Source organism: Thermococcus sp. SY098 (assembly GCF_035621495.1).
In the GTDB taxonomy this organism is placed as follows: domain Archaea; phylum Methanobacteriota_B; class Thermococci; order Thermococcales; family Thermococcaceae; genus Thermococcus_B.
The window spans coordinates 143,736-168,717 of the sequence record NZ_CP141821.1 but is presented as its reverse complement, the minus strand read 5'-3'; the positions used below and the strand labels follow the sequence as shown (position 1 = coordinate 168,717).

24 protein-coding genes are annotated in these 24,982 nt (G+C 42.9%); 17 read left to right on the top strand and 7 right to left on the bottom strand.

Features of this window, described 5'->3' with window-relative positions; translation table 11 throughout:
- Positions 1-29: 29 nt before the first annotated feature.
- Positions 30-1,202 carry a radical SAM protein gene (locus tag VFC49_RS00885; RefSeq protein ID WP_324735781.1) on the bottom strand — a complete coding sequence of 391 codons (1,173 nt, stop codon included), beginning with the start codon at positions 1,200-1,202 and terminating at the stop codon, positions 30-32.
- 30 nt (positions 1,203-1,232) lie between these two features.
- On the opposite strand from VFC49_RS00885, the gene VFC49_RS00880 reads away from it, so the two are divergent.
- Genes VFC49_RS00880 through VFC49_RS00855 form a run of 6 tightly spaced genes read left to right on the top strand, consistent with a single transcriptional unit; the run spans position 1,233 to position 5,941 of the window.
- Complete coding sequence (locus VFC49_RS00880) at positions 1,233-1,976, top strand: uracil-DNA glycosylase family protein (RefSeq protein WP_324735780.1); 744 nt, start codon at positions 1,233-1,235, stop codon at positions 1,974-1,976.
- A gap of 21 nt (positions 1,977-1,997) precedes the next feature.
- On the top strand, positions 1,998-3,416 hold the full coding sequence (locus tag VFC49_RS00875; protein WP_324736558.1) for an ATP-binding protein: 1,419 nt from the start codon (positions 1,998-2,000) through the stop codon (positions 3,414-3,416).
- Between the two features lie 26 nt (positions 3,417-3,442).
- A complete protein-coding gene (cbiB, locus tag VFC49_RS00870) occupies positions 3,443-4,321 on the top strand; it encodes an adenosylcobinamide-phosphate synthase CbiB (RefSeq protein ID WP_324735778.1) in 879 nt (292 codons plus the stop codon).
- Positions 4,322-4,324: 3 nt separating this feature from the next.
- Entirely contained in the window at positions 4,325-4,633 is a 309-nt protein-coding gene (locus tag VFC49_RS00865) for a nucleotidyltransferase family protein (protein ID WP_324735777.1), read from the top strand.
- The gene (locus VFC49_RS00860; RefSeq protein WP_324736557.1) at positions 4,626-4,967 is read left to right on the top strand and encodes a DUF86 domain-containing protein; all 342 of its coding nucleotides are present in this window, start codon (positions 4,626-4,628) and stop codon (positions 4,965-4,967) included. Before VFC49_RS00865 ends, VFC49_RS00860 begins: the two co-directional genes overlap by 8 nt.
- The gene (locus tag VFC49_RS00855) at positions 4,967-5,941 is read left to right on the top strand and encodes an aminotransferase class I/II-fold pyridoxal phosphate-dependent enzyme (protein ID WP_324736556.1); all 975 of its coding nucleotides are present in this window, start codon (positions 4,967-4,969) and stop codon (positions 5,939-5,941) included. The genes VFC49_RS00860 and VFC49_RS00855 overlap by 1 nt, the downstream gene beginning before the upstream one ends.
- On the opposite strand, the gene VFC49_RS00850 is transcribed toward VFC49_RS00855, so the two are convergent.
- Genes VFC49_RS00850 through VFC49_RS00840 form a run of 3 tightly spaced genes read right to left on the bottom strand, consistent with a single transcriptional unit; the run spans position 5,913 to position 7,949 of the window.
- Entirely contained in the window at positions 5,913-6,419 is a 507-nt protein-coding gene (locus VFC49_RS00850) for a 4Fe-4S dicluster domain-containing protein (RefSeq protein ID WP_324735776.1), read from the bottom strand. The two genes, VFC49_RS00855 and VFC49_RS00850, sit on opposite strands and share 29 nt — an antisense overlap.
- Positions 6,420-6,424: 5 nt before the next feature.
- Positions 6,425-7,480: an FAD-dependent oxidoreductase gene (locus VFC49_RS00845; RefSeq protein WP_324735775.1), complete on the bottom strand. Its 1,056-nt coding sequence runs from the start codon at positions 7,478-7,480 to the stop codon at positions 6,425-6,427.
- A 13-nt stretch (positions 7,481-7,493) separates the two neighbouring features.
- Complete coding sequence (locus VFC49_RS00840) at positions 7,494-7,949, bottom strand: 4Fe-4S dicluster domain-containing protein (protein WP_324735774.1); 456 nt, start codon at positions 7,947-7,949, stop codon at positions 7,494-7,496.
- 311 nt (positions 7,950-8,260) lie between these two features.
- On the opposite strand from VFC49_RS00840, the gene hydB reads away from it, so the two are divergent.
- From hydB to VFC49_RS00815, 5 genes are read left to right on the top strand one after another with little or no spacing between them, the layout of a single operon-like run.
- A complete protein-coding gene (gene hydB, locus VFC49_RS00835) occupies positions 8,261-9,364 on the top strand; it encodes an NADPH-dependent hydrogenase/sulfhydrogenase 1 subunit beta (RefSeq protein WP_324735773.1) in 1,104 nt (367 codons plus the stop codon).
- Positions 9,361-10,236, top strand: coding sequence for an NADPH-dependent hydrogenase/sulfhydrogenase 1 subunit gamma (gene hydG / locus VFC49_RS00830; protein WP_013466813.1), 876 nt, complete (start codon positions 9,361-9,363; stop codon positions 10,234-10,236). The genes hydB and hydG overlap by 4 nt, the downstream gene beginning before the upstream one ends.
- An 11-nt stretch (positions 10,237-10,247) precedes the next feature.
- The gene (gene hydD, locus VFC49_RS00825) at positions 10,248-11,039 is read left to right on the top strand and encodes an NADPH-dependent hydrogenase/sulfhydrogenase 1 subunit delta (RefSeq protein ID WP_324735772.1); all 792 of its coding nucleotides are present in this window, start codon (positions 10,248-10,250) and stop codon (positions 11,037-11,039) included.
- Entirely contained in the window at positions 11,039-12,319 is a 1,281-nt protein-coding gene (gene hydA / locus VFC49_RS00820; RefSeq protein ID WP_324736555.1) for an NADPH-dependent hydrogenase/sulfhydrogenase 1 subunit alpha, read from the top strand. Before hydD ends, hydA begins: the two co-directional genes overlap by 1 nt.
- Before the next feature lie 33 nt (positions 12,320-12,352).
- On the top strand, positions 12,353-12,802 hold the full coding sequence (locus VFC49_RS00815) for a hydrogenase maturation protease (protein ID WP_324735771.1): 450 nt from the start codon (positions 12,353-12,355) through the stop codon (positions 12,800-12,802).
- On the opposite strand, the gene VFC49_RS00810 is transcribed toward VFC49_RS00815, so the two are convergent.
- Positions 12,762-13,058, bottom strand: a complete 297-nt coding sequence (locus tag VFC49_RS00810; protein WP_324735770.1) for a hypothetical protein — start codon at positions 13,056-13,058, stop codon at positions 12,762-12,764. The genes VFC49_RS00815 and VFC49_RS00810 overlap by 41 nt on opposite strands.
- Before the next feature lie 92 nt (positions 13,059-13,150).
- Between VFC49_RS00810 and VFC49_RS00805 the strand changes: the two genes are divergently transcribed.
- The 3 genes from VFC49_RS00805 to VFC49_RS00795 all read left to right on the top strand — a co-directional run bounded on the left by VFC49_RS00805 (position 13,151) and on the right by VFC49_RS00795 (position 19,887).
- The gene (locus VFC49_RS00805) at positions 13,151-17,320 is read left to right on the top strand and encodes a DEAD/DEAH box helicase (RefSeq protein ID WP_324735769.1); all 4,170 of its coding nucleotides are present in this window, start codon (positions 13,151-13,153) and stop codon (positions 17,318-17,320) included.
- 39 nt (positions 17,321-17,359) lie between these two features.
- Entirely contained in the window at positions 17,360-18,511 is a 1,152-nt protein-coding gene (locus tag VFC49_RS00800; RefSeq protein ID WP_324735767.1) for a hypothetical protein, read from the top strand.
- Between the two features lie 200 nt (positions 18,512-18,711).
- The gene (locus VFC49_RS00795; protein WP_324735766.1) at positions 18,712-19,887 is read left to right on the top strand and encodes an ATP-binding protein; all 1,176 of its coding nucleotides are present in this window, start codon (positions 18,712-18,714) and stop codon (positions 19,885-19,887) included.
- A gap of 29 nt (positions 19,888-19,916) precedes the next feature.
- Here the strand turns inward: VFC49_RS00795 and VFC49_RS00790 are convergent, their stop codons facing one another.
- Both VFC49_RS00790 and VFC49_RS00785 read right to left on the bottom strand, forming a co-directional pair.
- Positions 19,917-20,066: a hypothetical protein gene (locus VFC49_RS00790; protein ID WP_324735765.1), complete on the bottom strand. Its 150-nt coding sequence runs from the start codon at positions 20,064-20,066 to the stop codon at positions 19,917-19,919.
- Between the two features lie 102 nt (positions 20,067-20,168).
- The gene (locus VFC49_RS00785) at positions 20,169-22,022 is read right to left on the bottom strand and encodes a prolyl oligopeptidase family serine peptidase (RefSeq protein ID WP_324735764.1); all 1,854 of its coding nucleotides are present in this window, start codon (positions 22,020-22,022) and stop codon (positions 20,169-20,171) included.
- A gap of 114 nt (positions 22,023-22,136) precedes the next feature.
- Between VFC49_RS00785 and VFC49_RS00780 the strand changes: the two genes are divergently transcribed.
- The 3 genes from VFC49_RS00780 to VFC49_RS00770 all read left to right on the top strand — a co-directional run bounded on the left by VFC49_RS00780 (position 22,137) and on the right by VFC49_RS00770 (position 24,945).
- Complete coding sequence (locus VFC49_RS00780; protein ID WP_324735763.1) at positions 22,137-22,649, top strand: hypothetical protein; 513 nt, start codon at positions 22,137-22,139, stop codon at positions 22,647-22,649.
- Positions 22,650-22,958: a transcriptional regulator gene (locus VFC49_RS00775; RefSeq protein ID WP_324735762.1), complete on the top strand. Its 309-nt coding sequence runs from the start codon at positions 22,650-22,652 to the stop codon at positions 22,956-22,958.
- A gap of 82 nt (positions 22,959-23,040) precedes the next feature.
- Complete coding sequence (locus VFC49_RS00770; protein WP_324735761.1) at positions 23,041-24,945, top strand: GNAT family N-acetyltransferase; 1,905 nt, start codon at positions 23,041-23,043, stop codon at positions 24,943-24,945.
- Positions 24,946-24,982 lie beyond the last annotated feature (37 nt).

Genomic DNA, 24,982 nt, shown 5'->3' with positions numbered 1-24,982 from the left:
TGTCTTTGATTGTGGAATTATAGAATTATTTAATTAATCAATTCATTCATTACATAATGCCCTTCTCTATATTTTAAGACAGGAACAAGCTTCTCGACCAATTCGGGCTTTCTTAAAATGCTTTTAAGTCTCTTTTCATGAGCTTTAAAGCTTTTTGAAAGCCAAGAAGGATACAACTTCAACCGCTCACCGCACAAAAGTCCTTCTTTCTCGCATCTCTTCCATAAGTCCTCAGGTCTTGCTTTCCTTTTCTCATAAGCTTCCAGATATAAATCCCACAGCGTCGGCTTCCTTGTCCACTCAACTTCCAAAAAGCTCATTCCGCAACAGTCAATAGTTTTAGGCTCGTGAAGATTGAAGATGCCTTCTTTGCACGTTGCAAATGCTAAACCTCTCCTTTTGGACTCCTTTGCAAATAATTCTGCAGTTTTAAGTTTGTACTCGAGGGAAACTTGAATGAGAGGTGCTTCCTCGCTTGGCGTCCTCGGCAGATACGACCCCCATTCTCCGCTGTAAACTTCACTATAGGTGGAAAAGAGCCTTTTATAGAACTCAAAATTTTCTCTTTCAATTCTGAGAAACTCGATTATGACCATTTTAGCACCAGCCCAAGCGATTTCATCTAAAAGGTTTTCTACATCCCTATCACTCAATCCAGGGATTAATGGCTGAATCCTCACTACACTCGGAATTCCGACTTCACTTGCTTTTTTCACCAGCTTTAATCTCTCCTCAATTGGACTCGCCAAAGGTTCAAGGATTCTAACTTCCTTAGAATCTTTCTCTGCATTTATGCTAACTTGAAGAACCAACAAACCTTCAGACGCCAAATCTTCAAGGACTTTGAGGTGCTTTTCTGATGGGTAGAGCTTTGTATTCACAATTGCTGGTACTTTGAGCTTGTATGCCAACTTAAGCGCTTTGAGTGTTATCTTAGCTGGAGGCTGGAATGGATCGCTTAAAGCTGAGAATCTAACCGGAGTTACTGGAATGTTCTCTTCCACGAGATTTCCTAAGGCTTTGATTAATCTAAAAACATCAAAAATGGGCTTAGGACTTCCATCCTTACGATACCATCTCGCGTAACAATAAACACAGCCGAGTGAGCAGGTTGTGAAGACCTCTCCCCTAATTATGCTGTGGCATAGACCGCTCACGTGGCTGCTCGTGCCGATTGTAAAGTAGTCCAGCTTGACCATCATTGATATAAATGCGAGTTTTGATTTATATTCATGCTGCTGGAATTTAAACGTCTAAAAAAGATCGGCGACATTTACATAAATCCAAGGAACTATAAAACCATGCCGCTATTTTTGAGGGACTGGAGGGATTTGCTGTCGTTAGATGAGAAAACTTACGGAATCTATGCTAAGACTATCTACAATCCAAAAGAGCGCTTTTTGGTTAAAAACGAGAAAGATAAGCAAAAAGCACTCAAACTTGTAGGACTGTACAATGAACTGCTTAAAAACCCCACCAAGTTCTGCCACAAGGAATACTACAAATACCAGCTTAAAGTTAAGAGGTTTGAGGGCTTGCCTTTTGCCAATGGCTGGGTTAGTTCAAAGGTTGTTTTGGTTGGAGAAGCTCCAGGAAGGAAAGGCTGTGGATATACTGGAATATGCTTTTACAGAGATGCTTCCGGAATGCTGCTCAGGAAAGCTCTCTTTTCTCTCGGAATTAATCCTGATTTTGTGTATATCACAAATGTTGTAAAATGCAATCCTCCAGAGAATAAGCTCAAAGGATTTGATGAGCGGGAACTATCTCTTCTCAAGAAAGAGCTTGAAATTCTTAAGCCTAAAGCCATTTTTGCCCTTGGGAGAACGGCGGAAAAAGCGTTGAAAAGAGTTGGCTTTGATGCTGTCTATTTGAGACATCCGGCTTGGTATGTGCGTAGAGGCTTAAGAGAGCCAAATGGTGAGATGCTTGAGGAGTATGAGGTTATAAGGAAAAGCTTAAATATTACCAAATAAGTAATATACTTGGTGAGTAATATGTTCTACAATAGGAAGGCTGAGCTTGAGAAGCTTGAAAAAATTTATGCTCATCCGGATTCAACTTTTGTCGTCATCTATGGGAGGAGAAGAGTGGGAAAAACAGCGCTTGTCAGGGAGTTCCTTAAGAATAAGCTCGGTCTTTACTTTTTTGTTGGGGAGAAAGACGAAGCAATGCTGATTGAGGAATACTCGAAGGAGGTAAAAACAGTTCTTGGTAAATATCTTCCGAGCTACTTTACACCAAGATTTTCATCCCTTGAAGAGCTCTTTGAATTTTTGCTTAGCTTTTCCAAGGAGCAAAGGCTTATCGTTGTATTTGATGAGTTCCAGAACTTCCGCTCAGTTAAGCCCTCTTTCTTTTCTTCTCTTCAAAAGCTGTGGGACATGAAGGAGAATTCCAATCTTATGTTCATTGCGGTGGGATCATACGTTGGTATGATGAAGCGCATTTTTATGGATAACAAGGAACCGCTTTTTGGCAGGGTCGATGAATGGATAAAGCTGAGACCGTTTGACTTCTGGACCGCTTATGGTTTTGTTAGCACCTTTACTAACGTGTCCCTTGATCATTTTGTTGAGCTTTACTCCGCTCTCGGCGGCATGCCTCGATACCTTCTCTACTTGAAGAGGTACTACACAGGAAACGTGGCTGAAACTCTCAACAGCCTCTTTTTTGATGAGCTTGCCCCCCTCCGTGAGGAGGGGCTAAATACACTTAAGCTTGAGTTTGGCAGATTTTACCGCTCATACTTCTCGATACTGGAAGCTGTCAGCCTTGGCTATGTTACGCCAAAGGAAATAAGCGACAAGACCGGGCTTAAGCTTCTTACCGTTGGCAAGTATCTCAGCGAGCTGACGAACCATTACGAATACTTGAGGAGGGAAGTACCCGTCACCGAAGACCCACGAAAGACAAGGAAAGTGTCTTACAGAGTAGCTGATGAGTTCTTCAACTTCTGGTTCCGATTTGTTTATCACAACTACACATACCTGGAGGAAGGGAACCCTGATTTAGTGCGTGATGATTTGGAAAGGAACTTCCCATCCCTTGTTGGAAAAACCTATGAGAGGATAGCCCTTGAATTCGTTAAGCGGATAAATCTGGGCTTTAAGCCCTTGAGGATAGGCAGATGGTGGCATAAGGGGGAGGAAATAGATGTTGTTGCGTATGACAGAGAAAATATCGCATTGTTTGAAGTTAAGTGGAGCGACCTAAGAAAAATCGATGTCTCAAGAATCCTCAGGAAGCTTGAGAGAAAGTCCAAACTTTTGCCACTTACCGGAAGCCTCCGGTTAGGGGTTATCGCCAGAACTATTGAAGATAAGGAACATTTTTTGGAAAATGGTTTTCTGGTGTTTGATCTTGAGGATCTGCTGATGAAAAAAGAAGATATGATGATCAATCCCAAAAGTTAAAAGGACAAAATATCCAGATACGGAACATGGAGCACCTCGGGATATTAATACTCGCGATCATCTGGGATTTAACTCTGGGTGAGCCTCCCGTTTTTCTTCACCCTACGGTGTGGTTTGGCAGGCTGATAGGTTTTTTTGATAGAGATTACAAAAGAAGGAGTCCAGCTTTAGATTTTGTTGCAGGAACTTTTGCTTCCCTATTTGTGATTGTGGTTGCTTTTGCGCTTTCGAGGCTTCCAGAGTTTTTACATAGATGGATAAGTTTTGCTTTGAGCGTTTACCTCCTAAAGAGCTCATTCGCCATCAAAAGCCTCGCCCAGCACGTGAAAAACACAATACGTGAGGATATTGAGGAGCAGCGGAAGTATGTCAGCTGGATTGTGAGCAGAGATGTATCAAAGCTGGATAGGGCTCATTTAAATTCAGCAGCAATTGAAAGCTTAGCTGAAAACATGACGGACAGCGTAGTTGCCCCTCTATTCTATTATCTCATCTTTGGACTGAATGGTGCCCTAATTTATAGAGCAGTAAACACCCTTGATGCCATGATCGGATACAGAAATGAACGGTACCTTTATTTCGGCAAGTTTGCCGCTCGTTTAGACGATTTGCTCAACTTCATTCCAGCTCGCATTACTGTTTTGCTTTTCCTGCCTTTTAATCCAGGGAAGGTCATAGAATACTGGAAAAAAGCTAAGTTCAAGCTAAACTCTGATAAGCCAATATCAGCTATGAGTGCCGTTTTAGGAATTTGGCTTGAGAAAAAAGGTGTTTATAGATTTGAGGGGAAAGAACCCGCATTGGAGGATATTAGAAGAGCTTTGAGAATTTATTGGGTTGTTGTCGGAGAATGGATAGCATTTGTATTCGTTTCCGAAATCGTTAAATCATTTTTTGTGCAATAACAAATGGGGGTAATGATGAAGTCCATTGAGGAGATTGAAGAAATTCTGCGCAGGCATAAAGATGAACTGCATAAAAGATTTGGTGTAAAAAAGATTGCAATCTTTGGCTCATATGCAAGAGGAGAAGCTGATGAGCTTAGTGATGTTGATATTCTCGTTGAGTTTGAGAGACCAATTGGTTGGGAGATTGTAGATCTAAAAGAGTATCTTGAGGAAATCCTTGGAATTAGGGTTGATTTGATTACTAAAAACGCCGCATTGAACCGAAAAAGGTTGTGGGAACAAATTAGGAGGGACATTGTTTATGTCTAAGAGGAACTACAGGCTTTTTCTTCAAGACATGCTGGAAAGTATTGAACGGATTGAGGAGTATACAGAGGGATATGATTTCGAAACCTTTACAAAAGACAGAAAAACTGTTGATGCTGTTTTGAGAAATCTGGAAATAATTGGAGAAGCCGCCAGACACATTCCCGAGAATATACGGATACAACATCCTGAAATTCCATGGAAGCGCGTGATTGGATTAAGAAACGTAGTCATTCACCATTATTTTGGCGTTGATTTGAGCATAGTCTGGGTTATTATTAAAAAGCAGCTTCCCGAACTAAAGAACGCTGTAATCAGCTTGTTGGAGGAAATATGATGCTTAAACCAGTTGAATTTAAAACTCATCACGGCGGTGCAAGAGAGGAGGGACTGTTAGATTTTTCCGCCTCTTTAAATCCCTACCTTCCAGAATGGGTAGATGAGATGTTTGAACGTGCTAATGCCTTAAGCAAACGCTACATTTATTGGGAAAAGCTTGAAGAGGAACTTTCGAATTTGATTGACGAAAAAGTAACAGTTACGGCTGGAATCACCGAAGCACTCTATCTCCTCGGCATCCTTGCCATGAGGGAGAAGCGCAGGGTTATCATTTCGGAGCACACTTATGAGGAATATGAAAGAATTGCGAGAATTTTTAACGCTGAGGTTATCAAAGGCCCAAATAACCCAGAAGCACTGGCTGAATTTGTTACAAAGAGTAGCATTGTTTTCTTCTGCAATCCAAACAACCCAGATGGCAAATTTTACCCGCCAAAAAGACTCAAGCTTTTAATTCAAGCGGTGGAAGATACAGATTCACTCCTGGTTTTAGACGAGGCATTCATAGACTTCGTTAAAGATGCCAGAAGCCCGAAAGGGGAGAACGTTGTAAAGCTGAGAACATTCACGAAGAGCTACGGTTTGCCTGGAATCAGGGTTGGCTATGTCATTGGCTTTGATAGTGCATTTAAAAGCGTCAGAATGCCCTGGAGCATTGGCTCTTTAGGCTATGCGTTTCTGGAGTTCGTTATCAAAGATGAGTTTAAGCATTTGAAAAAAACTATGCCTCTAATCTGGAAAGAAAAAGAGCGCATTGAAAGAGCCCTCGATGTCAAAAGCGATGCTAACTTCTTCATAAAAAATGTCGGAGATGCAAAGAGAGCAGTTGAATTCTTCAGAAGGAAAGGAATAGCAGTTAGGGACTGCACCTCTTTTGGCCTGCCAGAATATGTTCGTTTCAGTGTGAGAAAAAGAGAAGAAAACGAAAAGCTGATAGATGTTTTCAGAGAATTCTTCCAATGCTCTCCATAACAGTGGAGGAGATCCTCTCTCTTGCAATCTTTTCTGCAGTTCTCCTTCTGATCTCGTCTTCAACTTCCTCTGGTCTTCCAAAGAATATTGCTTCTGCTGGACACATTTCACTGCATGCTGGTTCCAAGCCAACCCTTCTTCTGTCAGCACACATGTCACACTTTGTGACCACCTTAAGTCTTGCTTCATAGCTTGGAGCACCGAAGGGACAAACGGCAAGACACATCAGACAGCCAATACACTTCTTGGGGTCAATGATTACCGCACCATCGGTGTCCTTGTAGATAGCATTTGATGGGCATACGTTCATACATGGGGCTTTCTCACAGTGCCTACAGTTTATTGGGATTGGCAAACCGGATTCAGTGTAGTAAATCCTTATATTCGGTTTTCCATGGTGGAGGAAATCACAAACACTTTGACAGGTTTCACATCCAATACAGAGACTGTAATCAACGTGAAGAATCCTCCTTGCCATTTTAATCACCTCCCAAGAAGCCACATGTGCATGCTTTCAGCAGCCAGCAGACCATCTAACACCGCTCTACCGACCTTTGATGGTCCGATAACAACGTCACCAGCAGCGAACACTCCCTCCCTGCTTGTCATGTGTCTTGAGTCAACTACAATTCTGCCCTTCTTGTCAACGGCAATTCCAACATCTCCAGCAAAGGGTGGTGTTGGCCTCTGCCCAACTGCAAATACTACGTAATCCACATCGATTTGGAAGTTTGAGCCTTCAATCGGAATTGGTCTTCTCCTTCCGCTTTCGTCTGGCTCTCCAAGCTTACATTTTTGCAACTCAACAGCGACAACTTTGCCGTACTCACCAACAATCCTCACAGGAACCGTAAGTTCGAGCCACTTAACTCCCCTCTGCTTAAGGAGGTTTATCTCATAAGCACCGGCAGGAGCTTCCCTTATGGTCCTTCTGTAGCTCATGTAAACTTTCTCTGCTCCGAGGAGTAGGCTCTCCATAGCGGCATCTACAGCCGTATGGCCTGCTCCAACCACCATAACTCGTTTTCCTTCAATTGGAGGAACCTCATCCCAGCTCATGTGCCCGAGCTTTGCTGATTTGATTTTGAAGAGATAGTCCAAAGCCGGATAGACCCCCTCCAACTCGACACCCTCAATGTTTGGCATCCATGACTCCCAGGTTCCCGTCGCTATAAGAACAGCGTCATATTTTTCAACCAGCTCATTGAAGTTTACAACATTCTCCACAAATTCATCTCCTTCCTCCTCCTCGTTTCCAAAGGCAACTTTGGTTCTGGGGAAAAACTTTACTTCAAATACATTTTCGAGCTCCTCATACCCCTTTCTGACTCTGTATATCGGTATCCTAAACTCTGGGATTCCAAAGAGCATCAATCCACCAGGTTCCGGTAGCTTATCGTATATGTGAACTTCGTGTCCGTGGCAGACTAAATACCCAGCAGCACTTAATCCAGCCGGCCCTGCACCAATTATTGCCACTTTTTTTCCCGTGGGCTCAGGTTTTTCCCTACATAAGAAAGCGAACCTCATACCTTTCATTTAACTTCACCCCCTAAATCAGGTAGCCTGAGTATTTGTCAGAGACAGAGGAAATCTTTTTCATCTTACATTCATCACAGATAAATGCAAATTCGACCTTTTCGCCCATTTTAAGCAACTGTTGAGCATAATATTCTGCCTCTTTCTTAGTTCGCATTAATCTTCTGCCACATTCGAGGCAGAAGGCATATTCAAATTCCAGGGTTATTTTATCTGGTCTTCTCTCTATTGCCCTTGTTGGACACACATCATTGCATTCAAAGCTACAGTTGCCGCATTTTTCTGGAGAGAAGTGAATTACTCTTTTGCTATTGTCAACTATCCCAATAGCATCAAAGGGGCATGCATTTACACATGCTGCACATCCTATACACAGTTCACTTCTCAGCATTTCAGCATCACTTTGTTCAATTAAGTACTTATTTGGGCTATAAGGTGCTTTTATGTCCAAATGAATACTTCGTGTCATTTTACATTCTTCAACTAAGGCTATAAAAGCGTTTTTTAAACGAAGCTTTCTCAACCAAAGGTGGAATATCTAAGAACAACAATGAACATCATTTGTCCTTCGCCACTTATCCTGTTCATTTTTCCACCATATACTACAGCAAAGAGCGATTTTTGTAGAAGTTACAGGAGATTGAAGCAAACAGATACATTTTAACCTTTGGTTAACAAGCTAAGGGTTTAGAAAGGCTTTTTTATTCCCCACCGTAGTTTCCTTTGAGGAGGTACAAAAATGAGCATATGCATAATGATGTTCATGGGGAGGGGATCTCTATGAGGTATGTGAAGCTGCCACAGGAAAATGTTTACGAATTTCTGGAGCGTTTAAAAAACTTTGGTAAGCTGTATGCTCCCGTAAAAATCTCAGAGAAGTTTTATGACTTCAGAGAGATAGATGATGTCAGGAAAATTGAATTCCATTACAACAGAACCATAATGCCACCTAAGAAGTTCTTCTTCCTGCCAAGAGAAACGATGTTTAAGTTCAGCATATCAAAGGCTAAATATGAAGAAGTTGTTGAGAACGTTGAACCCTTTGTGATCTTTGGACTTCATGCCTGTGACATCTTTGGGCTGAAGATTATGGACACGATATACCTTGATGAATTCCCAGATAAATACTATAAGATCCGCAGGGAGAAAGGTATCATCATAGGAATAAGCTGTATGCCAGATGAATACTGCTTCTGCAACCTGAGGGAGACAGACTTTGCAGATGACGGATTTGATCTTTTCCTTCACGAGCTTCCAGATGGATGGCTCGTGAGAGTCGGCACTCCAACGGGACACAGAATTGTTGACAAGAACATAAAGCTCTTTGAGGAGGTTACAACCCAAGATATCTGTAACTTTAGGGACTTTGAAAAGAAGAGACACCAATCATTCAGATATCATGAAGATTGGGGAAACCTGCGCTATCTCCTTGAGCTTGAAATGGAGCACCCGATGTGGGATGAGCAGAGTGAGCTCTGTTTAGGGTGTGGAAACTGTAACCTAACTTGTCCAACATGCAGATGTTATGATGTTCAAGATATACCGAATCTTGATGGCGACACTGGAGTTAGGATTAGAAGATGGGACTCATGCCAGCTGAGAAGCCACGGCCTGGTTGCTGGGGGACATAACTTTAGACCAACCAAGAAATCCCGTTTTATGAACCGCTATTTGTGCAAGAATGCATACAATGAAAAGCTTGGCATAAGCTATTGTGTTGGATGCGGAAGGTGCACATACTTCTGTCCTGCAGGAATAAGCTTCGTAAGGAACCTAAGGACAATTCTTGGTTTTGAAGAGAAATCATGTCCTCCTGAAATGAGTGAGGAGATTCCAAAGAGAGGATTCGCCTATGCAAGCAATATTAGGGGTGAAGGAATATGATGACCACCACCCAAATTGTCCATGGTGATAACCCCTACGCTCTTGAAAAGGTCAAGGTTTTGAAAGTTTACAAGCTCACAGATAAAGAAAAGCTGTTCCTTTTTAGGTTTGAAGATCCTGAGATAGCAGAGACCTGGACATTCAAGCCGGGGCAGTTTGTTCAGCTGACAATTCCTGGGGTTGGTGAAGTTCCAATAAGCATATGCTCCTCACCAATGAGAAAGGGATTCTTCGAGCTTTGTATAAGAAAAGCTGGGAGAGTTACAACAGTGGTTCACAGATTGCAGCCCGGAGATACAGTTCTGGTAAGAGGGCCTTATGGAAATGGATTCCCCGTTGATGAGTGGGAGGGAATGGATCTGCTTTTGATAGCAGCTGGTCTCGGTACTGCCCCTCTTAGGAGCGTCTTCCTCTACGCAATGGACAACAGATGGAAGTACGGAAACATAACCTTCATCAACACAGCTCGTTATGGAAAGGATCTTCTCTTCTACAAGGAACTTGAGGCAATGAAAGATTTGGCAGAATCTGAAAATGTGAAGATCATCCAAAGTGTTACAAGAGATCCCGAATGGCCCGGACTGAAGGGTAGGCCTCAGAACTTCATTGTTGAAGCCAATACAAACCCAAAGAAGACAGCTGTCGCCATTTGTGGGCCCCCAAGAATGTACAAGGCAGTCTTTGAATCCCTCATAAACTACGGATATAGACCAGAGAACATTTTCGTCACGTTGGAGAGAAGAATGAAGTGCGGAATTGGCAAATGCGGCCACTGCAACGTTGGAACAAGCACTTCTTGGAAGTACATCTGCAAAGATGGTCCAGTATTTGGATACTTCGACATAATTTCAACACCAGGCTTGCTCGACTGAGGTGAGGAGAAATGGAAAACAGGAAGATTAGGATAGGATTTTACGCTCTCACATCATGCTACGGTTGTCAGCTACAGTTTGCCATGATGGATGAAATACTTCAGCTCATTGATAAAGCAAAAATCGAGTGTTGGTATATGCTGAGCAGAGATAGCAGTGAGGAGAGAGAGGTTGATATAGCGTTCATTGAGGGAAGCGTCTCAACAGAGGAAGAAGTTGAACTCGTTAGAAAAATTAGGGAAAAGGCGAAGATTGTAGTTGCCGTTGGGTCCTGTGCAGTTCATGGCGGAGTGCAGAGCTGGGGTAAGGAAAAAGAACTTGAGCAGCTCTGGAAGACAGTCTATGGAGACGGAAAGGTCAAATTTGAGCCAAAGATGGCGGAACCAGTTGAAAAGTTTATAAAAGTTGACTACAAGCTCTACGGATGCCCACCAGAAAAGAAAGACTTTCTCTATGCATTGGGAACCTTCTTAGTGGGGTCATGGCCGGAGGACATTGATTATCCCGTATGCGTCGAGTGCAGACTGAGAGGCAACTCCTGCATTCTCATCGAAAAAGGTGAACCCTGTCTGGGTCCAGTTACAGTGGCAGGCTGTGATGCAAGGTGTCCGGCCTATGACGTTGCGTGCATAGGATGCAGAGGAGCCGTTGGTTATGATGTTGCATGGTTCGACTCACTGGCAAGGGAGTTCAAGAAGAAAGGCTTCACAAAGGAGGAAATCCTTGACAGGATGAGGATTTTCAATGCTCATAATCCAAAGCTCGAGGAAATGGTTAACAAAATTTTTGAGGAGGGTGAATGATGTATATTCCAATCACCGTTGATCATATAGCGAGAGTTGAGGGCAAAGGTGGAATAGAGATAGTCATGGGAGATGAGGGAGTCAAAGAGGTGAAGCTTAACATCATTGAAGGTCCAAGGTTCTTTGAAGCAATAACCATCGGAAAGAAGCTTGATGAAGCCTTAGCTGTCTACCCAAGAATCTGTTCCTTCTGTTCAGCTGCCCACAAGCTGACAGCCCTTGAAGCAGCGGAAAAAGCCATTGGATTCACACCAAGAGAAGAGATTCAAAAGCTCAGGGAGTTGCTCTACATAGGAGATATGATTGAGAGCCATGCACTGCACCTGTATCTCTTAGTTCTCCCGGATTATCTTGGCTACCCAGATCCGCTTAGCATGGTTGATAGATATAAGAGAGAAATTGAATACGCAATGAAGCTCAAAAACATCGGCTCAAAGATCATGGATGTCCTCGGTTCAAGGGCAATTCATCAGGAGAACGCTATCTTAGGTGGCTTTGGAAAGCTTCCAAGCAGGGCACAGTTTGAAGAATTGAGAAGGGAGCTTAAAGAGACCCTCCCATTGGCAGAATATACAGTGGAGTTGTTTGCAAAGCTTGAGCAGTTTAGGGAAGTTGAGGATAAGGAAAACGTTCACATGGCAATTAAGCCAAGAGGCGGAATTTACGGCATTTATGGAGATTATGTAAAAGTGAGCGACGGCTTTGAGTTTCCGGTAGAGGATTACAAAAAATGGATAGTTGAGAGGGTTGTTGAACACAGCTTTGCAAAGCACAGCTTTTATAAAGGAAAACCTTTCATGGTCGGTGCAATTTCAAGAATCGTGAACAACGCTGATCTGCTCTATGGAAGGGCAAAAGCCCTCTATGAGAAGTATAAGGATTTATTCAGATATGACAACTGCTTTGCCAACAACCTTGCACAGGCACTTGAGCTTGTTTACTTCACGGAGAAGGCTATCGATATAATTGATGAAACTTTAGCCAGATGGCCAATCAGGGAAAGAGATGCAGTTGAGATTAAAGACGGCTTTGGAGTCAGCATCACTGAAGCACCGAGAGGACTGTTAGTTTATGCCCTTGAAGTTAAGAATGGAAGAGTCAGCTATGCTGACATAATAACTCCAACTGCAATGAACTTGGCAATAATGGAGCGTCACGTTAGGATGATGGCAGAGAAGCATTATCAAGACGACCCAGATAGGCTTAAGCTCCTCTCAGAGATGGTTGTCAGGGCTTTTGATCCGTGCATTTCATGTTCAGTTCATATCGTGAAGCTTTAAATTTTCTTTTCTAAATTTATCTCTGGTGGTTTTATGAGAACTCTAATCCTCGCTCTTGGCAATGAGCTCATGAGGGACGATGGTGTTGGGCTTAAAATAGGGAGAATTTTAGCAGAAAAAGGATACAATGTCCTTGAGGTTGGGACTGATATTTTTAAGCTCCAAAATTATTACAACGGAGAGGAGAAGATTGTGATAGTTGATGCGATTCTGAGTGAAAAATTTGAGCCCGGAAAAATCATTCATCTGAAGGGTGAGGAAGTCTTTGAGAAGCTTAAAGCTGAGATAAGAAGCGCCCATTTCATGGGTGCGATTGACGGGTTAAAGCTGATGATGGTTTTGGATGAAAGATTAGCAAAAGCAGAGATTCATTTTATAGGGATAGTTGCCAAAGAAGTTGAACTGGGGATGAAATTGAGTAGAGAGGTTGAAAATGCCGTTCCTAAGGTTGTTGAACTTGTTGAGAAGATTGTTCGCTCTTGAGTTTATACTTCACTAAATATCTTCCCCTCTCAAACTCTTCCTCGCTTTCTATGACTTCAACAGGCTCAATATTCAATCCAAAGTTCATTGCTTCCCACTTTATGTCCTCAAAGTAATCGTAAAGCCCGCAGGTTTTACAGAATGAGCCATCAAACTCAATGATAACCTCATCTCTCCCGGCCTTGATAATTTTAGCTTGAGCTTCACTGCCATGATATTTATTAAACTCCTCGATAACTCTCTTTAGGGTCTCCATGAACTCACCCAATTGAGGTTTAGTTTTTTGATTTAAAAAGTTTATTTGACCAACCGAAGGGTTTAAAAATCAAACCTAAAAAGGTTAGTCCGATGATAAGATTTGCCCAGAGAGAGTACACCGATGAGGAAATTTACGAGATATTAGTTGATCCGGTTAGGGAGTGGTTTAGACGAAAGTTTGAAACATTCACACCTCCTCAGAGATATGCAGTTATTGAGATCCACAAAGGAGAAAATGTTCTCATTTCTTCGCCAACGGGTAGCGGAAAAACTTTATCAGCTTTTCTTGCTGCCATAAATGAGCTTATTTTATTGGGGAAGGAGGGTAAGCTCGAGGATAAAATTTACGTTCTTTATGTTTCGCCCCTCAGGGCTTTGAACAATGACATTAGAAGGAACTTAGAGGAGCCCCTCAGAGAGATTAGGGAAGTTGCTCAGGAGATGGGCTATGACCTGCCGGAAATAAGAGTAGCAGTGAGAACAAGCGACACTTCAAGCTATGAAAAACAGAAAATGGTTAAAAAGCCGCCTCACATATTGATTACAACACCAGAAAGCTTAGCCATAGCCTTGAACGCTCCAAAATTCAGCGAGAGGCTAAAGACGGTTAAATACGTCATAGTCGATGAAGTCCATGCTTTAGCTGAGAACAAGAGGGGAACCCATTTAATGCTCAGCCTTGAAAGACTGCAGAATTTAGCCGGCGATTTCGTTAGAATCGGTCTCAGTGCTACTATTCATCCCCTCGAAGAGGTTGCTAAATTTGTTTTCGGCTTCAACGATGACGGAACTCCGAGAAGTGGTTTAATAGTAGATGTTTCCTTTGCCAAAAAGACGGAAATCAAAGTAGAAAGCGTTGTTGGGGATTTGGTATATGCAGATGCGACAACACTAAGTGAAGCCTTGTATAAGCGCTTGGATGAGCTCATTGAGCAGCACAGGACAACGCTCATCTTTACAAATACAAGGAGCGGTGCTGAGAGGGTTGCCTATCATCTTAAGAAAAAGTTCCCAAAATATGCGGAACTAATTGAAGCCCACCACTCGAGCCTCTCAAGAGATGTTAGACTTGAAGTAGAGGAGAAACTGAAGAGGGGGGAACTTAAGGCTGTTGTATGTGTTCCAGGTCACTCTAAAGTCGTTACTTCAAAGGGGATCAGAAGAATCGATAGAGTTAAAAATAACGAGGTGATAGTGGGGATTCAAGGAACAAAGAGTTGTTTTGTAGAGTTTGAGGGAATTCATAAGATTGAATACAATTCGAGGGGAATTAAACTTAAAACAAGGCTCGGCTTTGAAGTTGAAGCCACACGAGAACATAAGTTCCTGACGATAAAGGATGGAAAACTCATATGGATTGAAGCAGAGAAGCTTAAACCCGGAGACTATATTGGAATCCTGCGCAAGTTGCCAAGTCCAGATGAAGAAGTACCAATTTTTGAAATCCTACCTGATTCGGCGTACTTACATCTCCAAATGGACTTTCTAAAGGAGCTTAAGAAGAACATTCAAGCTAAATTCGGCTCAATTAAAGCATTTGCAGAATGGATAGGCACGAGCAGGGACTATCTGTCAAAACAGCTCAGAGGGAGGTATCCGTTTAGGTGGGAAAAACTAAAGCTGATTCTCAAAGAAGTGGGCATGAGCATTGAAGAAAGCAACGTTGTGAAAATAACCTCAGACAAGAACAAGTACGAACTGCCAAAGAGATTCACACCTGCTCTGGCTCGTTTGCTTGGTTTCTGGCTTGCCGACGGTTCATGGAAAAGCAACACATTAACGCTGTTTTCCAGCGATTTGGAGACGCTCAAGCGTTACGCTAATCTCGCTAAGGAAGCGCTTGGAATCGAAGGAAGTATAAGAAAGCAAAACGAGAGCACATACTCCCTTGAGCTTTCTTTTAACGTGCTTCTTCATCTCTTCAAAGGGCTCGTGGGCAACAGTGGCAAGAAATCCATCAATGGCAGATTTCCGGAGATACTCTACCGCCTTCCAAAAGAGCACAAGGCTCAGTTTCTCTCTGGCTACTTTGATGGCGACGGATACCTTGAGATAAAAGACAATAGACGTGTGTATTCTGCAGGCTTCATTACGTTCAACTCCGAGTTCGCCGAAGGGATACGCAATCTTTTGCTCCAGCTCGGAATCGTTGCCTCCATCAGGAGAAGGCATTACAACGAACAACAATCTTTCAAGGGGAGGAAGATAAAAAAGAAAGGAACGTCTTACACCATTGCCATATTGGGAGGGGAGTACCTCAGGAAATTTGGAGAGCTAATCAAACCTTGGCGTTTTGAACTCAAAAGAATAACAGAATTAGAGGAACAGGGATACTCGAATTTCGATGTGATTCCAGAAATTGGCAAGCGCCTTAGAGAGCTCCGGGAAGCGCTTGGCATCAGCTCTTACAGACTTCAAAAGATGAGGATGTATAACCCCATGAAAGTCGAACTCGGAACCCGTGAAATCAGCAGAAGAAGCTTAGTAAAACTGCTCGATTTTTACGAGGGGGTTGCCAGAGAAAGGAAGATAGAGAGCGTAATTCCTGAGATTGAGGAGCTTCGAAAACTCGCCAAGGGGGACGTTTTCTTTGATAGAATTGAATCCGTTGAATCAGTTTTCATAACTGACGCTTACGGTATTCTGAACTCTGAAACTGGAAACTACATTGTTAATGGTTTTATTTCGAAAAATAGCTCAACCTCGCTTGAGTTGGGCATAGACATCGGAAGCATTGACTTAGTTGTTTTAATCGGTTCACCAAAGAGTGTAAACAGGGCTCTGCAGAGGATAGGGAGAGCGGGTCACAGACTGCATGAAGTCAGCAAGGGGATTATCCTTGTCCTGGATAGGGATGATTTAGTTGAATGTACCGTTTTGGCATACAATGCAAGGAATAGGAGATTGGACAGAATTAAAATTCCGCAGAATCCCCTCGATGTTCTTGTCCAGCATGTTCTCGGCATGGCTCTGGAGAGAGTTTGGGGTATTGAAGAGGCTTATAAACTTGTGAGGAGGGCTTATCCATATCGCAGTCTAAGGTTTGAGGATTTCATGAGCGTTCTTAGATATTTAGCGGGAGAATATGCTGGACTTGAGGAGAAAAAGGTTTATGCTAAGATCTGGCTCGATGAAAAAGAGGGCAAGTTCGGAAGAAGAGGCAGGATGACAAGGGCAATCTACTACATGAACACAGGTACAATTCCAGATGAGGCTAAAATCGAAGTTTACACACTGGATAAGAGGTTCATTGGTACGGTTGAGGAGGAGTTTGCTGAACGCTTGATGCCCGGAGATATTTTTGTCTTGGCTGGAAGGACGTACGAGTTCAAAAAGTCAAGGGGGAATAGAATTTATGTGGAGCCTAAAGAAGGGGCAAAGCCAACGATCCCAGCATGGTTCTCTGAAATGTTGCCTTTGAGCTTTGATTTGGCTTTAGACGTGCAGAGATTCAGGAAAGAGGTTAAAGAACTCTTAAACAACCCCAAAGCAGAGCAAATCCTAATGGAGAAGTACAAAATAGATGAAAAAGCTGCCAAAGCAATTTTGAGCTATTTTAGAGAGCAGGCAAAGTATTCAACAATTCCAGATGATGGAATCCTTCTGGTTGAGGAGGTTTTAGAGGAGAGAAGGGCGAAGTACTTCTTCCACACGCTGATAGGGAGGAGAGCAAATGAAGCTTTGAGCAGGGCTTTTGCTTACCTCGTGAGCAAAAATAAAAGGTGCAACGTGGGAATCGCCATAAGCGATAACGGCTTCATGCTGATTCTGCCAAGAGAGAAAAGATTGAGTGAAGAGGATATTAGGGCTTTATTCCAGCTTGGGGATTTAAGGGAAACCCTTAAGAAAGCTTTGGACAACACGGAGCTTTTGAAGAGGAGATTCAGGCACGTTGCCAACAGGGGGCTTTTAATTCTGAGGAGATACATGGGGAGGAAGAAGAGCCTCAGCAGACAGCAGCTAAATGCCCAGACCTTGTTGAGACTCCTCAAGAAGAATTATCCAGACTTCCCGCTTCTCAAAGAGGTTTATCGTGAGATTATGGAGGACAAGATGGACATAGAAAATGCCGAGTTATTTTTGAGCTGGATTAGAGAAGGGAAGATAAAAGTCGTTTTTGAACAAAATGAGCTGCCGAGTCCATTTGCGTTCAACCTTGAAGTTATAGGTTCAAGTGATGTTGTGCTTATGGAAGACAGGAGAGAGTTGATCAAGCAGTTACATAGGAAGATAATGGCGATGATCGGGGAGCTTGAGTGAGATAAACTTTTTAAGCGTGAATTTTCAATATTTCTGGGAGTGGTAATGAGAAGATGGATGAAGATTTTCTTAGGAGGCTTTATTCTGCTTTCACTTATCCCCCTCATGGGGTACTATGGCTACATAAAAAGCCAAGCATATTTAAATGAGCCTCTCTGGAGTCTTAATGGATTCACCAATGGCGGGATGATTAGAGGCAAGTTTTATGGTGACAGGCTTGTGGTAGTTGAGACAAATTTGAGCATATTTTCAAACGAGGGAAGCACCGTTATGATATTTTCAGAGAGAGGAGAGCTTTTAAAGAGGTTTAAAACGGAGTTTAAGGTGTATTCCTTTGCAGTTGCCAACAACACCCTGTTTGTGAGTGAGTCAAAAATTCTCAGCATAGAAGGCTCAACGATACGGACACAAAGTTTTGTCTCTGCGTATTCCCTCCATGGAAAGCTTCTCTGGCGGCGGAATATTTCTGCTTTCGCCTTGACTTACTCCAATGGCAGAATTTTTGGAATTGACAAAGAAAATATCTTTGCCCTCGACACTAACGGCAATCTGCTTTGGAAGAAAACTATTAAGGGAAATCCCTACAGGATACTTTCGTGTGAGAAGCTGATCATAGTGAGTAGTGAAAACATGAGAAGATACGAAGTACTGGTATTTTCATCCTCCGGAGATTTTCTTTGGAAGCTTGAAAATGACGTATCCGCACTGGATACAAACTGTCGCTACATTTTAATGAGGGGAAGCAACTGGTATGGTCTCTTTGACATGAACGGCAACCGAGTGTGGACGAAGGAGGTGTCTCCGAAGAATCAGGTCATCTTCAAAAAGGACAACGTTGCATTTTACAACTTTTACGCTCACATAGACAGGAATGGGAATGTCTATTTAAGCGAAGCAGATTCCTTTACAATCCTCGACACTAACGGAAAAGTTATCGTCCGTTACAATATACCAATTGGATACTTTCAGATTTCTCCGAATGGAAAGCTTATTTTCGATGAATACCATGTGTTTGTGAATCCGCTCTACGACAGAGACCACGATAAAATTCCCGACGATGAAGATGTCCTCCCAATAAACAGCGAATTGCTGTATCAACTCTCTGCTGCTTTTGGGGTTAGCTTTGTTTTTGCCTCAATTTATGAATGGCAGAAGAAAAAAGAAGGCAGAAAGCCCATGAAGAGTACTTAAGGCTGAAGAAGGAGCTGGAGAAAAGAAGCTCATGACAAACCCGCAGTTCCACAATGTAGTGGTTATGCATAACTAAAGAGAAACATCACCGCGGTCAGTTTTAATAACACAACATTTTGTCTCTACATAAAAACAAAATGCATGCATATCGTTCTCACATAAGGACAAGGTTTATAAATAACGAGAATCAACAACAACACATGGAGGAGAAGATACTAACATCCATTCTATCCACCAGCAGAAGGCTGATGATGTGGGTAAGAAAGTTTCCTAAAAAACGCTTTCTGTACAACGAGCTCAGAAGAATAGATGAAGAGTACTACATAGGCATTAAAGGCATTAGGGGCGTTGGCAAAACTGTCCTGTTGCTCCAGCTGGCAAATGAAACTGAAAAAAGCGTTTATTTTTCAGCGGATTCTACGCTGATTAAACCGTTTTCCATCTATGAAATCGTCAAATCTCTCGCAGAATTAGGCTACAGAAACATTTTCGTTGATGAGATACACAGAAAACCCAACTGGTCTGAGGACTTAAAAACTCTTTACGATGAGCACGAGGTTAGAATATTTTTCTCAGGTTCCTCTGCTATCGATATATTACACTTAAGCGCTGATCTATCCCGTAGGGTTGTTTTAAAGGAACTTCCCCCCGCTTCCTTTAGGGAGTGGCTTAACATAAAGAGAGGTTTTAGCATTCCGAGGCTATCTTTGAAAACAGTGCTTTCCAAGTCATTTGACCTGACAAATATGTACATGGAACTTCATCCTCTCTGGAAAGAATACATGGGAAAAGGAGGGGTGCTCTACCCTGAGAGCGGCTTCTATGATGCGCTTGAAAACTCTATCAGAAAGGTTATCCTTGAGGATCTTTCGTCCCTCAGGGAGATAAATGTGAAGTACGAAACTGATGCATTTAAGCTCCTCTATTTGGTGGCAAAGTCGGCTCCCTTTGAGGTGAAGTACTCAACAATAGCCAACGAGCTTGACATCTCCAAAAACATGGCGATAAGGCTTGTTGAGGATTTATCAAAAGCGGGGCTGATTTATCCAGTCCAAGCATGCAAGAGCATCAGAAAGGAGCCAAAGCTCTACCTCACAATTCCGCTGAGAAAATTCTTTGCAAAAAAGGGCTTCTCTGTGAATATCGGTGCCCTCAGAGAGGAGTTCTTCATTAATCACGTTCGCTGGGTAAGTGAGGTTTGCTATCTGAAAGGAAAGAGAGGTGAGAAAACGCCTGATTTCCAAGTAGGAGAGTGGGTAATAGAAGTGGGTGGTGAAAGGAAGGGCAGATACCAAAAGCCGGACTATATAGCCACTGATGGCTTGCTCACTGGAAACAGCAGAATTCCGCTGTTCCTGTTTGGGTTGATTTATTGAAGCTAAAGTTCTTCACTTCTCCCAGCCTTTCAAAGTCCTCCCGTTTTATCATCTCGATTGCGAAGGCGTAAAGACTGAGCTTCTGGAGGTTTTTCCGACGTGAGTTCTGCATTTAAAAGCCCTTCAACCTTTGCGGACAGTTTTTCCCTTATTGCCCTCAGCTCATTTTTTCTGTCCACAAAGTGATTTGAGTATTCTCACTAACTAAATCTTTTCATCCTGAGGCTTTGGATTGAATAAGAAATCACAGTAAAAAGTGACAGAAAAGAGAGGCTTTGATCTCAACCAAGCACCTTAACCACAAACGCCAATAAATCTGCCAGTTCTTTTATCCTTGTCTCTGGCGAAGCCCCCATATGTCCGCTCTTTGTCTCAACGCGCAGATAAACAGGAGCACCGACATCTTTCAGCTTCTTAGTGAATTTGAGCGCATGTGCAGGATGAACTCTATCATCATGTAAACCCGTGTAAATTAGCGTCGGCGGATATTTTTGAGGCTTTACATTGTGATAGGGCGAATACTTCAGCAGAAACTCTTTGTCCTTTGGGTCATCTGGATTCCCATATTCTGGAATCCAAACGCTTCCGATGTAGAGTTTATAAAACCTCAGCATGTCTATAACGGGATATCCAATTAAAGCGGCATCAATAATATCTGGTCTCTGAACCAAAACCGCTGAAACCAAAAGCCCTCCGTTGCTCCTTCCCCAAGCGGCAACTTTATACCCCCCTCTCTTGAGCTTCTCTAAGACAGCTATGAAGTCATCAAAGACGTTCTGCTTGTTCTCCCTCATTCCTTGACGGTGCCACTCCTCACCGTATTCGCTCCCACCTCTTAAGTTTGCCATCACAAAAGTTCCACCGCGCTCAATGAAGGGAACCACCTGAGGAACGAACCGTGGGAGCAAGGCAATGTTAAAGCCACCATATCCAAAAACCCAAGCTTTATCGCTTTTTGTTCCTTTCTTCTTGACCATGAAATAATGAACCCTTGTTCCATCTTTTGAGGTTGCAAAATCTTCACTGACTTCAAATTCTCCTTCAACTTTGACCTCATCAATCAGTCCAAGCTTGTCTCTAAAGCGGTAAAGCCTGTATGGAACTGTAAAGCTCTCGTATCTGAGCAAAACCTGCTCTCCATCAGTGTCAAGGGGGTAAACTTGTGCGGGCATCTCAAAGCTTATCTCCTCTATAAGCTTCCCATCAAGTGTAAACACCTTGAGCTTCGAGGAGGCATGAACCAAATAGCCAGCAAGTATTTTATCATTGACAATAACCGCCCACTCAAGTAGAAACTCATCTTCGGGGATTATTTCTTCAACTTTGCCATTTTCGATTGCAATAACCTTTCCGAAACCCTTTCCTTTGCGTGTGTAGATGTAGAGCTTTCCATTGATGACATCTATCGGATGTGCTGGAACATCGCTTGAATAAACCTTCCTCCACTTTTCTGGCTCATCAATCGGGCCAAGATAAATATCGGCTTTGTTCCAGCCGAATGTAACCGTCAGCATTGCCCACTTTCCATCTGTGCTCTTGTGCAGATTCATGAAGTATCCTGAACCAAACCCCTCACCAAATACCATTATTTCATCTTCCCCTTTCTTCAGAAAAATTCTCTCCGCTGGCGGCTCCATGCCATCGGGGGTCTTTTCTTTTCGGTAGAAGCGGGCAAAATAATGGCCATCATCAAGGAAAACGATATTCCACAAGGATGGCTCTATCTCCTCTATGATTTCTCCAGTTTTAGGATCAACTATCCTTGTTACCCCCTCATCAGCCCCTCCAATTGAGAAGTTGTAGGCTAATCTTTTCCCATCTCTGTCAACTGTAAATCCTTGAAGGAGAACCTCATCACCAAGCTCTTCTTCAAGCTTTTTGGAATCAACTATAATTTCCCCAGTCTCGAGGAGTTTTATGAGCTGTCTCCCTGCTTCGTTTATCTTCACAAATGTTCCTCTCTTTGTGATTTGAGCTTCCCAGATGCTGGGAAGGTAGTAGTAATTTCTCACATCGTCAATCAGCTTTTCTGGCAAATCCCCAATGAATTCCCTAAAGCGCTTGTTTTCCTCTTCAATGAACTTTAGAACTCTCCTATCATTCAGATTCTCCATCCAGAGATAAGGGTCTTCCATTTAAACCACCATTGGAATATGGTGTCTAGCATTAAAAAGTTTGGTAGTTTGCAGTGCAAAGTTTTGTTCCCCTTTAAATACCCAAAGCCCATAACTTTTAGTGGGGTGAGGAGTATGGAAGGCATCAAGGAAGCCCTTGAGAGTGTTGAGAAAAAGCTTATTGCAAGTTGGCATATCTACATTGCCATAATATACATTGCATGGCTCATAGCCATGGGAGGATATCTTACGCTTTCCGCTTTGGGTCTTGAAAGACTTACCATCTTTTACTGGCCCACAGTATTCATAGGTGTGGTATATGTGATGGGAGTTGCATGGAAGAAGTTCATCCAGCTTAATCCAGAAATTCACAAGGATTCAAGCTTCAGAGGATGGATGTGGTTGAGCGGATGGATTTTAGGAGTTATAATATGGGCATTCTTCAGAGATGTGAGGGGTTTCGCTGCTATCATAGGGCTTGGAAACCTTGGCATGGCTTTCAGTTTTTCCCAATGGAGCATGGCAATTCCAGCAATAACGCTTGCCGCATTTCTCAAGCCAGATTGGACATTCGTAAACGCACTCATAATACTCAGCTATTCGCTGGTTTCGTTCATACATCTCTGGAGAACTTTTAAGGTGGTCTGAGTGCTTGAGGAGATAACCAAGAACCACATCCTCGGCTCTCCGGTCAGATTGTCAATAGCCCTTTACCTTTTACCGAGGCGGAGGGTCAGCTTTGCAGAGCTTCAAAAAGCTTTGAACCTGACTCCCGGAAACCTTGAATCACATTTGAAAAAGCTTGAAAGAGAAGGCTACGTTAGGATATTCAAAGGATTTGCAGACAGACCAAGGACATTCATTGAAATAACAGACAAAGGTGCCAGAGAGACTATCGCATTTCTTAGGCTTTTGAAAAAGGTTATTGATGAGGTTTTACACGACAGAGGGGAATAGTTCTTAATGATCGCTGTTTTCAAACATAGTCGGCATGGGAACAGTTATTAATTTCTCCGTCAATTTACCAATGGTGGTAACAATGATTCTTAGAGGTAAAGTCGTTGGTAGTGAAATTCCACGCTTCAAGCATCGATGGTTTGGAATTCTTGAAGTTGAGGCTAAGGGGGAAAGATACAAGCTTTACATGAGCGGCGTTGCTCAGTGGTTTGTAACTGGAGATGAAGTTGAAATCCATGTTAAAGAGAAGCCAAAAGTCAAAAAAGGTGAGAAAATTCTTGATTTCGATGACTATGAGCTTTACAAATTCTATCAGGGGGACAAAATTAAAGTTTGGCCACTGTGGGAGAGGGAGTATGAAGCAAAGCGCTATTCCCCGTTAACCGGTGAGCTGCTCTATACCTACAAGATTAAGGCGAGGGAAGCAACTTATGAGAGCGACTTTGAGGCAATAGCGGAGCTTGAGCAGTATCATTATGCATCTCAGAAGGAGAAAGTTGCGCTCTGGAGATGCGAGAACGGACACGTATTTGAGGCGAATACGAAGCAGAAGTGTCCGGTCTGCGGGAGCGAAGATGTTCACATCTTGGAGATTAAAGGTTCAACCCCGGCATCACGCTTCTTAATCCTTGAGCTCGAGAACAGAGAGGAGTATGAGCCAAGAATCTTGGCTTACGTTAGAGTTGATCCGCCAATTCCACTGATGCACCGTCGCTTACCAAACGGTGAAATAGAGAAGAACATTCGTGAGAAGGTTTTTCCAGAGGAGTGGTTCCATCCGGCATTCTGGCCGGAGAGAATTCTGAAGGAGCTTTATGAAGAGCTCAAGAAGAAATATCCTAAAAAAGTCGCCCGCTCGATGCTCTGGGAGAAAGCAAAATGGCAGGCTTTGAGAGAGAGCAACACTGCTGGAGCGAGAATTGCAAGGGTTGTTGTCCATCCAGACTACCGCTCCGATGGGCTTGGCCAATTAAGCGTTAAAGCTGCATTGGAATGGATTAAAGAAAGAAGAATTCCAGAAATGAGGAAGAGAAAGCACGTCGTTGAAACCATAGCCCAGATGGCTCGCTATAACCCCTTCTTTGAAAAAGTTGGCTTTAAGTTTTTATGGGAAACAGCAAGTGGAAGACCTGTCCTCTTTTATCCGCTGACTGATGAGGCTGAAGAATACATAGAGCGCTTTTTAAAGGATGATCCATACGCTCCTAAAGACGGAAAACTGTGGAGGCCGAGCTATGGAAAAGTTGAGCCGTTAAAAGGCTCAATAGTTTTCAAAAATGTAAGCAAGGTCTTCGAGAGCGAGCTTGACATAAGAGGCCTTCCTGAGGAAATTCAGGAGCTTTTGAAGGCTTTTGGAGTGAGACATAGAGTCATTCAGAGACCCGTCCTGAGAAATCTAAACTTTGAAATCAAGCCAAAAGAGTTGATCGTGGTAGTTGGAGCAAGCGGAGCCGGAAAGACAACTCTTTTACGCTTAATCCTTGGAGCGGCTAAAGGGTACTGGGAAGAGAAGTACAGACCAACAGGCGGAGAAATTGAAGTGCCAGAAAACGTTAAGGTTTCGGTCATGATTCCAGGCGAATTTGAACCATCCTTTGGTTCGGAGAGCATACTGGAGTACATTTACAGAAAAATTAGGGATTTAAATGCAGCAGTTGAAGTTTTAAACCGCTCTGGCTTGAGTGATGCTGTGCTTTACAGAGCAAAGTTTAGTGAGCTTTCCACGGGACAGAAGGAGAGGGCTAAGATTGCATCCCTGCTTGCAGAGAAACCAAATCTATTACTTATGGACGAATTTGCCGCTCACCTTGATACACTAACCGCTATGAGGGTTGCAAAGAAGGTCAGCGAAATAATTCGTGAGGCAGGCATTACAGCGGTGATAATTACCCACAGACCTGAGGTCGTTAAAGCCCTTGATCCAGATAAGGTGCTCTTTGTTGGCTACGGCACAGTTAGAGTCAGTGAGGGAAGTGCTCACTCCTGACCATATCTTACTTTTCCTTTGAGCATGCAATACAGTA

What these genes read in the sequence shown, in the direction of transcription:
- VFC49_RS00885 (WP_324735781.1), bottom strand. Translation starts at nt 1,202, where the DNA reads ATGATGGTCAAGCTGGACTACTTTACAATCGGCACGAGCAGCCACGTG.
- VFC49_RS00880 (WP_324735780.1), top strand. Translation starts at nt 1,233, where the DNA reads ATGCTGCTGGAATTTAAACGTCTAAAAAAGATCGGCGACATTTACATA.
- VFC49_RS00875 (WP_324736558.1), top strand. Translation starts at nt 1,998, where the DNA reads ATGTTCTACAATAGGAAGGCTGAGCTTGAGAAGCTTGAAAAAATTTAT.
- cbiB (WP_324735778.1), top strand. Translation starts at nt 3,443, where the DNA reads ATGGAGCACCTCGGGATATTAATACTCGCGATCATCTGGGATTTAACT.
- VFC49_RS00865 (WP_324735777.1), top strand. Translation starts at nt 4,325, where the DNA reads ATGGGGGTAATGATGAAGTCCATTGAGGAGATTGAAGAAATTCTGCGC.
- VFC49_RS00860 (WP_324736557.1), top strand. Translation starts at nt 4,626, where the DNA reads ATGTCTAAGAGGAACTACAGGCTTTTTCTTCAAGACATGCTGGAAAGT.
- VFC49_RS00855 (WP_324736556.1), top strand. Translation starts at nt 4,967, where the DNA reads ATGCTTAAACCAGTTGAATTTAAAACTCATCACGGCGGTGCAAGAGAG.
- VFC49_RS00850 (WP_324735776.1), bottom strand. Translation starts at nt 6,419, where the DNA reads ATGGCAAGGAGGATTCTTCACGTTGATTACAGTCTCTGTATTGGATGT.
- VFC49_RS00845 (WP_324735775.1), bottom strand. Translation starts at nt 7,480, where the DNA reads ATGAAAGGTATGAGGTTCGCTTTCTTATGTAGGGAAAAACCTGAGCCC.
- VFC49_RS00840 (WP_324735774.1), bottom strand. Translation starts at nt 7,949, where the DNA reads ATGACACGAAGTATTCATTTGGACATAAAAGCACCTTATAGCCCAAAT.
- hydB (WP_324735773.1), top strand. Translation starts at nt 8,261, where the DNA reads ATGAGGTATGTGAAGCTGCCACAGGAAAATGTTTACGAATTTCTGGAG.
- hydG (WP_013466813.1), top strand. Translation starts at nt 9,361, where the DNA reads ATGATGACCACCACCCAAATTGTCCATGGTGATAACCCCTACGCTCTT.
- hydD (WP_324735772.1), top strand. Translation starts at nt 10,248, where the DNA reads ATGGAAAACAGGAAGATTAGGATAGGATTTTACGCTCTCACATCATGC.
- hydA (WP_324736555.1), top strand. Translation starts at nt 11,039, where the DNA reads ATGTATATTCCAATCACCGTTGATCATATAGCGAGAGTTGAGGGCAAA.
- VFC49_RS00815 (WP_324735771.1), top strand. Translation starts at nt 12,353, where the DNA reads ATGAGAACTCTAATCCTCGCTCTTGGCAATGAGCTCATGAGGGACGAT.
- VFC49_RS00810 (WP_324735770.1), bottom strand. Translation starts at nt 13,058, where the DNA reads ATGGAGACCCTAAAGAGAGTTATCGAGGAGTTTAATAAATATCATGGC.
- VFC49_RS00805 (WP_324735769.1), top strand. Translation starts at nt 13,151, where the DNA reads ATGATAAGATTTGCCCAGAGAGAGTACACCGATGAGGAAATTTACGAG.
- VFC49_RS00795 (WP_324735766.1), top strand. Translation starts at nt 18,712, where the DNA reads ATGGAGGAGAAGATACTAACATCCATTCTATCCACCAGCAGAAGGCTG.
- VFC49_RS00785 (WP_324735764.1), bottom strand. Translation starts at nt 22,022, where the DNA reads ATGGAAGACCCTTATCTCTGGATGGAGAATCTGAATGATAGGAGAGTT.
- VFC49_RS00780 (WP_324735763.1), top strand. Translation starts at nt 22,137, where the DNA reads ATGGAAGGCATCAAGGAAGCCCTTGAGAGTGTTGAGAAAAAGCTTATT.
- VFC49_RS00770 (WP_324735761.1), top strand. Translation starts at nt 23,041, where the DNA reads ATGATTCTTAGAGGTAAAGTCGTTGGTAGTGAAATTCCACGCTTCAAG.